Here is a 14,126-nt window from a genome sequence, read left to right on the forward strand (position 1 = left end):
TTAAAAATTACCAGAACAGAGAACGAAGATTTGGAAAAACTAGCGAACAACTCACTTAAAGATATGACCAGGTTCATATCCTTGAACCACATTTTAACTACCTTTTTATTATTAACTACCCTTATTGCCACCGCACAGGATACAACCTATGAGGATGGAAAAAGCTACATTCTTGGTGGCTTAGATGTTACCGGGCTGCAAAGTTATAATGAACAAACGGTAAAAACTTATACAGGTCTTAGGGTAGGTCAACCTATTACTTTGCCTGGTGAACAAATTAGTGAAGTCATCAAAAAATTATGGGGACTTGAGCTTTTTAGTAAAATTGATTTCTATATCAACAATATAGAAGATAACACTGTCTTTTTAGAATTGAACATTATTGAGCGTCCTACCTTAAGTAATGTTACCTTTTATGGTGTAAAGAAAGGTAAAATTGAAGGTCTTACTAAAGATACTGACCTTAAAAAGGGGAAGAAAATTACGGAAAGCCTTATTTCAAACTCTAAAAATTATATAGCCAATAAATACAAAAAGCAAGGATATTTAAATGCTCAGGTAAATATTGCTACCGCTAAAGATACTTCTGATACCAATACCCAAAGTATGGTGGTCAATGTAAAGAAGGGTGATAAAGTTAAAATTAGTAATATAATTTTTGAAGGTAACGAGCAATTAGGCGATAAGAAACTTCGGAAAGCATTAAAGAGTACAAAACAGAAAAAAATCGGTAGGTTCTGGAAAAAATCTAAATTCATTCAAAAAGATTACGAAGATGATTTAGGCCTTTTGGTGGATAAGTTTGCTGAAAATGGTTTTCGAGATGCTAGGGTTATTTCTGATTCTGTTATTAAGGTAGATGAGAATAATATTGATTTACGCATAAAGGTTGAAGAAGGTGATAAATATTATTTCGGTAATATCGATTTTGTTGGTAATACGGTGTACACTGATCGTCAATTAAATCAAGTATTGGGTATTAAAAAGGGTGATACCTATAATGGTGTATTGTTGAGAGAACGAATTGCAGACAATTCGAAACCAGATCCTAATGATGTTACTAGTTTGTATCAGAATAACGGTTATCTATTTTCAACTATAAATCCTGTTGAGATTTCTGCAGCCAATGATACTATCGATTTTGAAATTAGAATAATAGAAGGTAAAGAAACATTCTTAAATCATGTTACTGTTTCAGGTAACGATAAAACCAATGACCATGTTATTTATCGTGAGCTACGCACTAGGCCCGGTCAAAAGTATAACAAGTCTGATATTATTAGAAGTATTCGTGAATTAGGTCAGTTGGGCTTTTTCGATGCAGAACAAATTACACCAGATGTATTGAATGCTAACCCAAATGAGGGTACGGTTGATTTAGCATGGAATTTAGTTGAATCTGGATCGAGTCAAATAGAATTGCAAGGTGGTTATGGTGGCGGTGGTTTTATCGGTACATTAGGCTTGTCGTTTAGTAATTTCTCTATTCAAAATTTATTTAAAGGTGAAAAATATAAGCCGGTTCCTATGGGTGATGGGCAAACTTTTGCACTAAGGTTACAGGCCAGTAGAACGTTTAGAGTGTATAGTTTGAATTTCTCAGAGCCATGGTTGGGGGGCAAAAAACCGGTACGTTTTAATTTTAGCGTTTCTAGAACGCAGCAATTTGCAGCTTCTTATGGTTCAAGGGGCAATATTGATGTAAATAAAGATCAACAATTTTCTATTACAGGTGTTACAGCTGGTTTGGCTAAACGTGTACAATGGCCTGATGATTTCTTTACGATTTCTCATTCGCTTGGCTATCAGTTATATGATTTTAGAAATTATAATATTGGTCTTTTTAATTTTGGTAATGGTAAGGCAAATTCGTTGGCATATACCTTTGGTATTTCTAGGAATGCAACCGATGGTGGTCGAATATTTCCAAGAGGTGGTTCTAATTTTGAAGTTACCGCAAAATTTACGCCTCCATGGTCGGTATTTAGTAATAAAGATTATAGAGCGTTGCAGAATAGGTCAAAAGAGTTAGATGAAAAGAAAAATATTCAAGGGCTCACTCCTGCTGAAAATGTTGAGCTTGAAGATATTGACCAAGAACGATTTAGATTATTGGAATATTATAAAATTAAATTTAAAGGTGACTGGTATACCACGTTAGTTGATAAATTGGTATTGCGAAGTAATGCTGAATTTGGATTCTTAGGTAGTTACAATAGTGCAGTTGGTAATGTTCCTTTTGAGCGTTTTTATGTTGGTGGTGACGGACTAGGGAACTTTACTCTAGATGGTCGTGATGTAGTTGCTTTAAGAGGATATGATAATCAATCTATTACTCCATACGCGGAAGGGGCAAATACACCAGATGGTGCCCTGATATATAATAAATTCTCATTAGAACTTCGTTATCCGTTAACTTTAAAGCCTTCGGCATCTATCTATGGTCTAGCATTTTTAGAAGCAGGTAATGCCTTCAACAATTTTCAAGACTTTAATCCGTTTCAATTAAAACGATCGGCCGGAGTGGGGCTGCGAATCTTTATGCCAGCATTTGGTCTGTTGGGTATTGATTTTGGTTACGGGTTTGATGAAGATCTAAAACCACAATCTGTAGGACAAGGCCCTAGTGGATGGCAAACACACTTCATAATTGGTCAACAGTTTTAATTTTAATTGAAATTTAATAATCGTGCTATATGCTAATCCTTTCATTTTAAAAGTTTTAGTAAATTTGGCACGATATTTTCTATAGGATTAAACGATATCAACAATGAGTTCAAAAACAAAAGTTCTTTTATTAGTTTCGGTCATCTTTATGACTGTAGGGAGTTTTGCCCAAAGGGGAGTACGAATGGCTTATGTAGATATGGAGTATATCTTGGAAAATGTTGACGAATACCGAGATGCTACCGATCAGTTGGAAGCGAAAGTACAACGTTGGAAAGTTGAGATAGAGCAGAAGCAAAGTATTGTGGAGCAAATGAAGAAAGATTTAATGGCTGAAAAAGTATTATTGACGCCTGAACTTATTGCGGAGCGAGAAGAGGAGATACAGATACTTGAAAAGGAGATGATTGAATATCAGCAAGATCGTTTTGGACCACAAGGAGACTTAGTCCTTCAAAAAAGAAGGCTTATTCAGCCTATACAGGATCAAGTGTTTAATGAGGTGCAGAAAATAGGTGTGAATAAAAAGTATGATTTTATTTTTGATAAATCTGCGGATGTTGTAATGTTGTATTCCGAAAAAAGACATGACATCAGCGATTTGATATTAAGGGGTATTGCACGAACAAGAAAAGTAAGTGCGCCAAGTAAGAAAGAAGATAATCGGAGTAACTTAGATGATTTTGAAGGAGAAGAGCAGTCTGAGGAAGTTAGTGAGGCGTTACAGGATCGTTTGGACAAGGCAACCGAGGCAGCTGATGCCAGAGAGAAAAGTGCTGCGGAAACCAGGTCTGAGCAGTTGAAATTAAGAGAGGAAAGAAAGAAGGCCTACGAGGAGCGAAGAAAAAAATTGTTAGAAGAGCGTGAAGCTAAAAAACAAGAAAAATTAAAAGAGAGAAATAGCGATACCGATAATAAAGATAATAACGGTACTATTTAAATAGGTTTAAAAACCATAAAATTAACACTCAAATTAGAATTAAATTTTAACTCATGAAACAAGTAAAACAAATTGTGGTAGCCTTATTGTTGTTTGTAGCAACGACAAGTTTTGTAAATGCCCAAAGTAAGGTAGCTCATATAGATGTTACTCAATTATTATCGGCTATGCCCGAAATGAAGGCTGCAGAAGCTGAACTTAAAAAATTGCAAGAAACTTATAACGCAGATATTCAGGCATCAATGACTGAATTGCGTAACAAGTTTACTCAGTATCAAAATGAAGCAGCATCAAAATCTAAAGAAGAGAACGATAAAAGAGCTGTTGAATTACAAGGTTATGAGAAGAACATAGGTGAGGCGCAACAGGCTGCACAACAAGAATTTCAGAAGAAGCAGGCTGAGTTGTTCGCTCCGATATCAGAAAAAGCGAAAGCGGCTATTGAGAAGGTTGCGGCTGCACAAGGATTTGACTACGTAATCGATGCGCAAGCGGGTGGTGGTTTAATCGTTGCAAAAGGGAAGGACCTTTTAGCTGATGTTAAAAAACAATTAGGTTTCTAAATAGAAACAAATACATTACAAAAAAAGCCATCTAATTAGATGGCTTTTTTTGTACATATAATTTCCGTTTAATATTTGTCCAGCGTAATTGTCTTATAAATTTTCCTTCTTCCTCATTTACTAAATAGGGGTCATTTTTTTCAGCTGCGGTGACGAAACCCATTATATTGTTCCAGAAAGTATTAATCGAGTTATTCTTAGTTGCCATTTTAAGAGAAGCTATACAGGTAATTAAAAAACCATAGCGCATGCTGTACATTGCTTTTCCCTGAAGTCTTTTAGCATTCTTGTTATACGCCTTGCCAGTGGGTCTTAAATGCTTTATCTTAAGTGTAGGGTCTGTTTGTATAAGAAAGCTATGAAACCTTGCTAATAGCTCATCTACAGTATCCCAGCCCATAGCGTTTTTTAATCCACCAATAGCTTTAAAACATACTCTAGTGTAGGCTTTAAATGCTCCTCTAACATGATTTTTATCCATCGGGTGATTCAGAATCCAGTCACCAGATTCATTTTGCTCATATATAAAACCACCACAAATTCCAAGATTTGGTTCTTTCTTAAAATGCGTACTAATTACTTCAAAATAGTTTTTTGGCAGAATAATATCTGCATCTAATTTTACAATAAAATCAAAAGATTCATCTAATAGATTAAAACCCTTATTGAACGCATTGATTACTTTACTTCCTGGCATATGCTGTGTAGAAGAAATAATGTTCAATTTTTGAAAAATAGTATGTTTTGAGGAAAAACTATCTATTATAGTTTCGGTATTATCGGAAGAGTTGTCATTAACCAGTATAACCTTTTTTGGTAGTAAAGTTTGATTCAAAATAGAATTTAAAGTACTTTCTAAGAAAGCCTCTTCGTTATGTATAGGGATAACAATATAGTAATCCATTTTAAGTGCCGTTTATTGCTTTCGTGTAGCGTAAACTATATAATATCTCGGAGTAAACAATCTCAATAAAGGTCGTAGGCCAAATTTATTAACCGGATTGGTCCATTTTTGCGAATCTTGTATTTCCCAGCCTGCCTTTTCTAAAAGCCAATCGAATTGCCAATCTTCAAATTCATGATAATGTCTATCCCATTTATCGGTTTTACTTCTATATGCTGGCGAAAACCATAATTTTAGAGGTATACTGGCAACTAATTTTTTCGACTTCACATTAGATAAGATGTGCAAAGGACTTAAGAGGTGTTCAAAAATCTCAAAAGCTGTAACCACCTCTGCATTCGAATTTAGAACTGAGGAAAAATCAAAATCTAAATCTTCACCAGTGGTGTTTTCAACCTCATATCCATCTTTTACCATTATTTCTGTAAAAGGATTTTTAACGCCTAAATCTAGAATAGATTCTTTTGTGTTAATATGTTTTCGCAAAAAATGCAGGGTGTGTTCGTAGCGTTTATTAGGAAAGCTATTTTCGTACATGTTAGATTCTGTAAATCATTGCATTGACGTTCATTCCGGCGCCAACACTTGCAAAGATAACAACATCTCCCTTTTTAATTTCTTGATTTTCTAATTTACCTTGTTTTATGAGGTCGAATAAGGTAGGTATAGTTGCAACAGAGCTATTTCCTAATTTAGCAATGCTCATGGGCATTATACCTTCGGGCATTTCTTTACCATATAGTTTGTAAAAGCGCTTGACAATGGCTTCATCCATTTTCTCGTTTGCCTGATGAATAAATATTTTTTTTACCTCATCGATTTCAATTCCGCTTTTATCTAAACAAGAGGCCATCGCTTTAGGTACATGAGTTACGGCAAACTCATATATTTTACGACCAAGCATTTTTATATAGTAGGTATTATCTTCTTTGTTTTTATTATAGGTATTGCCAAAAAAAAGATAATTGGCTTCATCCATTGCGTAGGTGCCAGACTCATGAGCGATAATTTCACCACCTTTATCTGTTTTCTCTATTATTGCGGCTCCTGCACCATCAGAATAGATCATGGAGTCACGATCATAATCATCAACAACCCTAGAAAGTGTTTCTGCTCCGATAACTAAGCACTTATTAGCGATTCCGCTTTTAATGAATGCATTAGCCTGTATCATACCTTCTAGCCAACCTGGGCAGCCAAAGATTAAGTCATAAGCAACACATTTCGGATTTTTAATTTGAAGTTGATGTTTTACTCTTGTGGCTAAACTTGGTAGTGTATCTCCTTGGGTTTTGCCATGATCAATGTCTCCAAAATTATGAGCAACGATTATATAGTCTAGGGTTTCTTTATCTATTTGAGCGCTTTCAATCGCATTTTTGGCAGCAAAGAAGGCAAGGTTAGAGGTTGTAAACTCTTTTGAAGCATATCTTCTTTCTTCAATACCGGTTATGGCTTTGAATTTTTCGATGATGACTTCATTGGTATGATTGAAGGTAGAGCCATCTAGATTGAGGAATTCATGTTTATTAAAATCCTTATTGGTAATGGTCAAGGTAGGAATATAGCTTCCTGTACCAGTAATTGCTATGCTCATTTTAATGTATTGAATTGCAAATAAATTTAATCATCTAGTTGAACTTTTGTATGCATGCATAATAAATATTACGATGTTCAAGCCTAATTCCTTCAGACAAATAGTATTGAAAAAGCCTTCTCAATTTACTGAAAAGGCTTTGCCGTACGTGCTTTTGGCCGTTAATTCGTTTCCATGTAAGCTTCTATAGGTGCGCATGTACATATCAAATTACGGTCTCCATATGCATCGTCTACTCTTCGAACAGCTGGCCAAAATTTATTTTCTCTAATATAAGGAAGTGGAAAAGATGCCTTTTGCCTTGAATATGGAAATTGCCATTCATCTGAGGTAACCATTTCTAAAGTATGTGGGGCATTTTTAAGAACGTTGTTAGGTGCATCTATAAAAGATTCATCAATCTCTGCACGAATAGAAATCATAGCTTCACAAAATCTATCGAGCTCTGCCAAACTTTCACTTTCTGTAGGTTCAATCATTACAGTTCCCGCTACCGGAAATGAAACTGTTGGTGCATGAAATCCATAATCCATTAATCGTTTTGCAATATCAGTAACTTCAATTCCATTATTCTTAAATGGTCGACAGTCTAAAATCATTTCATGTGCTGCTCTACCTTTTTCTCCAGTATATAAAACCTCAAATTTACCTTCTAGCCTATGCTTAATATAATTTGCATTTAAAATTGCGATTTTGGTTGATTGTGTCAAACCCTGTTCGCCAAGCATTTTAATATAACTATATGAAATTAAACAAGCTAACGAGCTACCCCATGGTGCTGCGGAAATAGCCGTTATTGCTTTTTCACCACCTGTGGCAATTACAGGATTACTTGGTAAGAAGGAAACTAATTGTGGGGCAACACATATTGGTCCAACTCCTGGTCCGCCACCTCCATGGGGTATAGCGAAAGTTTTATGTAAATTCAAATGGCAAACATCAGCACCAATGGTTGCTGGGTTGGTTAAACCAACTTGCGCATTCATATTCGCGCCATCCATATAAACCTGACCGCCATGATCATGAATTAATTTTGTAATCTGCTTTATCGAAGACTCAAAAACACCATGAGTGGAAGGATAGGTAACCATTAATGCGGCTAAATTATCAGAATATAGTTCAGCTTTTTCTTCAAGGTCAGCAACATCTATATTTCCTTTTTCGTCAGTTTTTGTAACAATAACTTTCATGCCTGCCATTACTGCCGACGCCGGGTTTGTGCCATGGGCAGAAGAAGGTATTAAGCAAATATTACGTTCAGAATCACCTCTCGATTCGTGATAAGCTCTTATAACCATTAAGCCAGCATATTCGCCTTGTGCTCCTGAGTTTGGCTGAAGCGATGTATCTGCGAATCCTGTTATTGTAGACAAATCTTTTGCAAGTTCTTTTAGTACTGTTTGGTAGCCTTCAGCTTGCTCAATAGGCACAAACGGATGAATGTTACCCCAATTCGTCATGCTTAAAGGTAACATTTCTGTTGCAGCATTCAGTTTCATGGTACAACTTCCTAATGAAATCATACTGTGATTTAACGCTAAATCTTTGCGTTCTAATTTTTTGATATAACGCATTAACTCCGTTTCTGAATGATAGGAGTTGAATACTTTATTTTCCATAAATGAACTAGTTCGTTGGATGTTCTCAGGAACTGAAGTTTCATTTAATAGACTTGTAATCGCTATTGTTTTTTTGTTTAGTGCTTCAGAAAATATAGAAACAATTTGATTGAGGTCTTTTAATGATGTAGCCTCGTTTATTGCGATAGAAATTGTATTGTTGTCTATATAAAGAAAGTTTACCTCATTTTTTTTAGCGATCGGTTTTATTTTTTTAACATCGGCTTTGATGGTGATAGTGTCAAAAAAGGCAGTGTTTATTTGGTAAATGCCTATATTTTCCAAAGCATCTACTAAAGTAACTGCCGTTGTATGAATTTTTGTTGCGATATATTTTAAGCCATTCGGTCCATGATAAACACCATACATGCCAGCCATTACCGCCAATAATACTTGTGCAGTACAAATATTCGAAGTTGCCTTGTCTCTTTTTATGTGCTGTTCTCTGGTCTGCAAAGCCATTCGTAATGCTGGTTTGCCATCGGTATCTTTAGTCACCCCTATTATTCGACCAGGTATGCTTCTTTTATACGCTTCTTTTGTAGCAAAAAATGCGGCATGTGGTCCTCCATAACCTAATGGAATACCAAAACGTTGAGTTGTTCCTACTACAACATCAACACCAAATTCTCCAGGTGGCGTCAGTAAAACCAAACTCATAATATCTGCAGCAACGGCTACTTTAATTTCATTCTCTTTTGCCTTAGCAACAAAACCTGAGTAATCGTTTACTTGACCATATTTACCTGGGTATTGTAATAAAGCACCATAAAAGTCATTGCTAAATTCAAACTCTTCATGATTACCAACCACCAATTCTATTCCTAGAGGAATGGAGCGCGTTTTTAATAGCGAAAGTGTTTGTGGTAATATTTCTTCGGAAACGAAGAATTTTAGAACATCATTTTTCTTTTGGTCTCGGTTTCGAACATCATATAACATGGTCATTGCTTCTGCAGCTGCTGTGCTTTCGTCCAATAATGAGGCATTGGCAAGTTCCATGCCCGTAAGGTCCGTGACGATAGTTTGAAAGTTAAGAAGTGCCTCTAATCTACCCTGGGCAATTTCGGCTTGGTAAGGTGTGTAGGCGGTGTACCATCCCGGATTTTCTAAAATATTTCGCTTGATTACTGAAGGAATTAAGCTTTCATGGTATCCTAAACCGATATATGATCTAAATACTTTATTCTTTTTTGATAGCTCTTCAATATGGGCTAAAAATCTATGCTCACTCATCGGAGCATCTAACTTTAAAGGTTCTTTAAGTCGAATGTCTTCTGGAATGGTCTCGTATATAAGCTGTTCCAGATTTTCAACACCCACCGTATTGAACATAGAGTTTAAATCTTCTTCCCTAATGCCGATATGGCGCAGAGCAAACACGTCAGTCTTCATAGATGCTATTGTTATATAAAGTACAAAATTACCACTTTTATGTGTGTTAATTGTGGTTGTAAGCGGTCTTCAAGGTGAAAGTTTTTAACCAAAATAAGGGGTTATAAACACTTTGCCTACTTTTGTTCAATGACCTTTATGAGTAGGATTTTTGATTTTTATCTAGATGCTAGCATTCATGTGGCTTTAGCTATCGTTAGTTTGGTTCATGTAACCGCACTAACCTTAAACATAAATGTACCTCAAGAACTTTATATTTTCATATTTTTCGGATCCATTGGCTGTTATAACTTTGTAAAATACGGAGTAGAGGCTAAAAAGTATATTCTTGTTGCCAGTAGATATCATAAGAATATCCAGTTATTTAGCTTTGGATGTTTGCTAATCTCTTTTTATCAACTGTTTTTTTTATCAGAGAGAGTTATAGTTGCCCTATTTTTCTTGGTTGCAATTACAGGTCTTTATGCTTTGCCTGTATTGCCTAGACATAAGAATTTTCGAAGTTTAAGTGGATTGAAAATATTAATAGTGGCAATGGTATGGGCTGGCACTACTGTTATATTGCCTGTCATTTCACAATTAGGAGTAATCAGCTGGAATGTTAAAGTTGAAACGTTTCAACGTTTTATGCTAGTACTGATAGTATTGGTTCCTTTTGAGATTAGAGATTTAAAGTATGATAGTGTAGCATTGAAAACTTTACCACAGCGGGTAGGGGTAAAGGCAACGAAATTAATAGGTTTGGGTTGGTCTATTATTTTTTTTGCAGTTACATTTTTAAAAACAGATTTAGATGTAATCAATGTGGTCGTTAAGTCTATTCTGTTTGTGATTTTATTAACCGTGATATTTAAAACAAAATTGAATCAAAAGAAATATTTTTCTTCATTTTGGGTAGAGTCAATTCCTTTATTATGGTGGGTACTATTAATGATTGGTAAGAAGTATCTTATTTTGCTTTAGCGCAAGTATCTTTCATTTTCCTTTTATCTTCTTCTGATAATACAGCAAGTCTCGCTTGATTACATAGCGAGGTCAATTTTTTATTTTTCACACTATGTTTTGCGCAAGTCTTGCACATAAGTAAATGAAACTTTAATTTTATTTTCTCCCAGGAAGAAGCTTCTTTGTATTGAGCTTTATCGCAAATATTTGCTGCTTTTTCACATGAAATCACCATAATTAAAACCAATTTTGATTTAAACAACCCATTAAACCTGTTCTGGCTCTATGAATCATTACCCAGAGATTAGACGCATTTATTCCAAGAGCATTACATATATCTTCAGTTTCCATTCCTTCTATGGTTTTCATAATAAAAACCTGAGCTTGTTTCTTAGGTAATTTAGAAATACAATTTTGAATGGCGATTCCTAATTCTTCATTCACTAAGGCATCATTTTCGAAATTGCTGTTAGGGTCGGCGATGCGTTCTTCTAGCCAAGCGCCCTCCGAATCAGTTTGAGAGCTAAAGCTCATACGTACCTCTGCTTTTCCTTTTTTAGAATTTATTTTACGATAATGATCTATGACTTTTCTCTTTAAAATAGCGATAAGCCACGTGCGTTCTGCGGCCTCACCTTTGAAATTTTTAGCTGATTTAAGGCCTGCTATAAAAGTGTCTTGCACAAGGTCTTTTGCGATTTCAGAATCATTTACCCTTGTAACAGCATAATTGAATAAATAATCTGCATAGAGATCTACCCAATTATCAGGATGAAGTTGATGTGCTGTCATATTCTTTTTCTGCGTTTCAAATGTAACTGAATTTGATTAAATTATGAATAAAACGATAAATAGATGGATTATTTTGAGGGCATTATTTTTATATTTGAAGTAAATCTTATGTATGAAACTTAGGCTATTTGTATTACTAGTATTATTGTTGAACTTGGCTTGCGGTCAAATCGACTCAAAACCTATTACTGAAATCACACAAGAAGAAATATCAAAGGTAATCCTTTTAGATGTTAGAACACCGCAAGAGTTCGCTCAAGGACATATTAATGGAGCAATTAATATCGATTGGTTTTCAGATGACTTTAACGCACAAGTTGCTGAAATTGATAAGGATGAAACCATATACGTATATTGCAAAAAAGGGGGTAGAAGTTTGAAATCTCAAATTAGATTAAAGGAACTTGGGTTTTTGCACGTGATTAATCTTGAAGGGGGTTATGATCAATACGTAAAATAGGACTAGGTTTTCTTTTTTATATTTTAATTATAAATACGAGCAATGCTAATTCGTCTTTGATTATCATTGCTCGTAAGTTAAATTGTTAAAAAGGCTAAAGAACTATAGAAGCCCTGCTCTTTCCAATAAGGCCTCTACCTTTGGTTCGGCGCCTCTAAAACGTTTGTAAAGTACCATTGGGTTTTCTGTGCCTCCTTTAGATAAAACATTGTCTTTAAACTTCGTGGCCACCTCTTTATTGAAAATACCCTTTTCCTTAAAATAGGCGAAAGCATCTGCATCTAAAACTTCTGCCCATTTGTAACTGTAATACCCAGAAGAATATCCGCCCTGAAAAATATGGGAAAATGCTGTACTCATACAAGTTTCTGGAGTTTCAGGATAAAGATTTGTGTTTTTAAATACCTCGTCTTCATGTTGCTTCACATTTGTGATACCGGTTGGGTCAACCCCATGCCAAGACATATCTAATAAACCAAAACTTAATTGACGAAGTGTTTGCATTCCTTCTTGAAAAGTTGCAGATTCTTTTATTTTTTGAACCAGCTCCATTGGTATGGTTTCACTAGTTTCATAATGTTTTGCGAATAATTCTAATGCTTCTTTCTCATAACACCAGTTTTCTAAAACCTGACTTGGTAATTCTACAAAATCCCAAAATACTGATGTGCCAGATAGGCTAGGGTAGGTTGTGTTTGCAAGCATGCCGTGTAAGCCATGACCGAATTCATGGAAAAGGGTAGTTACCTCGTTAAAAGTTAATAACGACGGTTTACTTTTAGTTGATGGGGTAAAGTTACATACGTTCGAAATATGTGGGCGCACATTTTCGCCGTTTCTTTTCCATTGAGATTTAAAAGATGTCATCCATGCACCACCACGCTTACCTGCTCGAGGGTGAAAATCTGCATAAAAGAGTGAAATGAAATTTTTATCAGTATCGTATACCTTATATGTTTTAACCTCGTCATGATATTTTTCAATATCATGTACCTCTTCAAACTGCAGGTCAAATAGGTTTTCTGCAACTTTAAAAACTCCGTTGATTACATTTTCAAGCTTGAAATAAGGTTTTAATTTTTCATCATCTAAGTTGAATAATTCTTGCTTTAATTTTTCTGAATAATAACTACTGTCCCATTTCTCTAAACGGTCTATTCCATCTAGTTTTTTTGCAAATTCTTCTAATTGATAAAACTCACGTTCTGCAGCAGGTTTTGCCTTTTCAAGCATTTCATTCAAGAAAGAATGTACTTTTTCTGGTGTCTCGGCCATACGCTCTTCAAGCACAAAATGTGCATGGGCTCTGTAACCTAAAAGGTTGGCTCTTTCAAAACGTAATTTGGCAATTTCTAGTACATTACCTTGGTTGTCCAATTTATCATTATGAAAACCTTTACTGCCAAAATCCAATGAAAGTTTTTTTCTTAAAGCCCTATTTTTAGCATATTTCATGAATGGGATATAGCTAGGGTAATCTAAAGTTACCATCCACCCATCTTCTTTACCTTTTGAAATTGCCAATTGTGCAGCGGCTTCTTTTTCACCTTCCGGTAATCCGTCCAAATCAACTTCATTTGTAAGGTGTAATTGATACTTGTTAGTTTCTGCAAGAACGTTCTCCCCAAAAGTCAATTTCAGTTTAGCAAGCTGAGCATCAATAGCACGTAAACGTGTTTTTTTCTCTTCAGATAAATTAGCACCGTTTCTACTAAAACTTTTGTATTTCTTATCTAAAAGTGTGTCTTGCTCTGCAGTAAGGTCTAATGAGTCCTTTTGTTCGTAAACTGCTTTTACCCTTTTAAAAAGTGCTTCGTTTAAGGTAATGTCATTGCCAAATTCTGAAAGCAATGGAGATACTTCTTGGGCTATTTTTTGAATTTCTTCATTTGTTTCTGCTGAATTCAAATTAAAAAAAACACTCGAAATACGGTCTAATTGCTGGCCAGAAAACTCTAGTGCCTCTATGGTATTCTCAAAAGTAGGGGCATCGGTATTAATGGTAATTGCATCAATTTCTGTTCTAGCATCTTCAATTGATTGTAAGAATGCAGGCTTAAAATGCTCATTTTTTATTTTTGAAAAAGGTGCTGTATCGAATTTGGATAATAACGGATTCATTAAGTTTTTGAATTTTGTTTTCTTAGAAATATGATAAGAAAATCAATTAGTGAAAATATAAATGATATTACTGCGCTAGTTATAAAAGCGAAATTTCTTGCTGTATCGTTTGTTCTATTGGAA

Annotated in this window: 12 protein-coding genes; 5 read left to right on the top strand and 7 right to left on the bottom strand. The window is 35.1% G+C overall.

Annotated features, from left to right (window positions below; genetic code table 11):
* The first annotated feature begins 6 nt into the window (after positions 1 to 6).
* The 3 genes from AACZ49_RS17685 (at position 7) to AACZ49_RS17695 (ending at position 4,170) form a co-directional block, all read left to right on the top strand.
* Positions 7 to 2,667, top strand: coding sequence for a POTRA domain-containing protein (locus AACZ49_RS17685; RefSeq protein ID WP_339657538.1), 2,661 nt, complete (start codon positions 7 to 9; stop codon positions 2,665 to 2,667).
* A 103-nt stretch (positions 2,668 to 2,770) separates the two neighbouring features.
* Complete coding sequence (locus AACZ49_RS17690) at positions 2,771 to 3,607, top strand: OmpH family outer membrane protein (protein WP_339657507.1); 837 nt, start codon at positions 2,771 to 2,773, stop codon at positions 3,605 to 3,607.
* Positions 3,608 to 3,660: 53 nt separating this feature from the next.
* The gene (locus AACZ49_RS17695; RefSeq protein WP_339657509.1) at positions 3,661 to 4,170 is read left to right on the top strand and encodes an OmpH family outer membrane protein; all 510 of its coding nucleotides are present in this window, start codon (positions 3,661 to 3,663) and stop codon (positions 4,168 to 4,170) included.
* Positions 4,171 to 4,201: 31 nt separating this feature from the next.
* Here the strand turns inward: AACZ49_RS17695 and AACZ49_RS17700 are convergent, their stop codons facing one another.
* The 4 genes from AACZ49_RS17700 to gcvP form a co-directional block, all read right to left on the bottom strand.
* The gene (locus AACZ49_RS17700; RefSeq protein ID WP_339657510.1) at positions 4,202 to 5,074 is read right to left on the bottom strand and encodes a glycosyltransferase family A protein; all 873 of its coding nucleotides are present in this window, start codon (positions 5,072 to 5,074) and stop codon (positions 4,202 to 4,204) included.
* Positions 5,075 to 5,086: 12 nt separating this feature from the next.
* Positions 5,087 to 5,611: a methyltransferase gene (locus tag AACZ49_RS17705; RefSeq protein ID WP_339657511.1), complete on the bottom strand. Its 525-nt coding sequence runs from the start codon at positions 5,609 to 5,611 to the stop codon at positions 5,087 to 5,089.
* Position 5,612: 1 nt separating this feature from the next.
* Positions 5,613 to 6,671, bottom strand: coding sequence for a ketoacyl-ACP synthase III (locus tag AACZ49_RS17710; protein WP_339657512.1), 1,059 nt, complete (start codon positions 6,669 to 6,671; stop codon positions 5,613 to 5,615).
* Positions 6,672 to 6,832: 161 nt separating this feature from the next.
* Positions 6,833 to 9,685 (bottom strand): aminomethyl-transferring glycine dehydrogenase, encoded by a 2,853-nt coding sequence (gcvP, locus tag AACZ49_RS17715; protein WP_339657513.1) that lies wholly within the window; start codon positions 9,683 to 9,685, stop codon positions 6,833 to 6,835.
* 138 nt (positions 9,686 to 9,823) lie between these two features.
* Between gcvP and AACZ49_RS17720 the strand changes: the two genes are divergently transcribed.
* Positions 9,824 to 10,648 carry a hypothetical protein gene (locus AACZ49_RS17720; RefSeq protein ID WP_339657515.1) on the top strand — a complete coding sequence of 275 codons (825 nt, stop codon included), beginning with the start codon at positions 9,824 to 9,826 and terminating at the stop codon, positions 10,646 to 10,648.
* On the opposite strand, the gene AACZ49_RS17725 is transcribed toward AACZ49_RS17720, so the two are convergent.
* Both AACZ49_RS17725 and AACZ49_RS17730 read right to left on the bottom strand, forming a co-directional pair.
* Positions 10,635 to 10,865 carry a hypothetical protein gene (locus AACZ49_RS17725; protein WP_339657516.1) on the bottom strand — a complete coding sequence of 77 codons (231 nt, stop codon included), beginning with the start codon at positions 10,863 to 10,865 and terminating at the stop codon, positions 10,635 to 10,637. The two genes, AACZ49_RS17720 and AACZ49_RS17725, sit on opposite strands and share 14 nt — an antisense overlap.
* Positions 10,866 to 10,867: 2 nt before the next feature.
* A complete protein-coding gene (locus AACZ49_RS17730) occupies positions 10,868 to 11,422 on the bottom strand; it encodes a sigma-70 family RNA polymerase sigma factor (RefSeq protein ID WP_339657517.1) in 555 nt (184 codons plus the stop codon).
* A 112-nt stretch (positions 11,423 to 11,534) separates the two neighbouring features.
* Between AACZ49_RS17730 and AACZ49_RS17735 the strand changes: the two genes are divergently transcribed.
* The gene (locus tag AACZ49_RS17735; RefSeq protein ID WP_339657519.1) at positions 11,535 to 11,882 is read left to right on the top strand and encodes a rhodanese-like domain-containing protein; all 348 of its coding nucleotides are present in this window, start codon (positions 11,535 to 11,537) and stop codon (positions 11,880 to 11,882) included.
* Between the two features lie 102 nt (positions 11,883 to 11,984).
* Here the strand turns inward: AACZ49_RS17735 and AACZ49_RS17740 are convergent, their stop codons facing one another.
* Positions 11,985 to 14,003 (bottom strand): M3 family metallopeptidase, encoded by a 2,019-nt coding sequence (locus AACZ49_RS17740; protein ID WP_339657521.1) that lies wholly within the window; start codon positions 14,001 to 14,003, stop codon positions 11,985 to 11,987.
* Positions 14,004 to 14,126 lie beyond the last annotated feature (123 nt).

This window comes from uncultured Maribacter sp. (assembly GCF_963975365.1).
Classification (GTDB): domain Bacteria; phylum Bacteroidota; class Bacteroidia; order Flavobacteriales; family Flavobacteriaceae; genus Maribacter.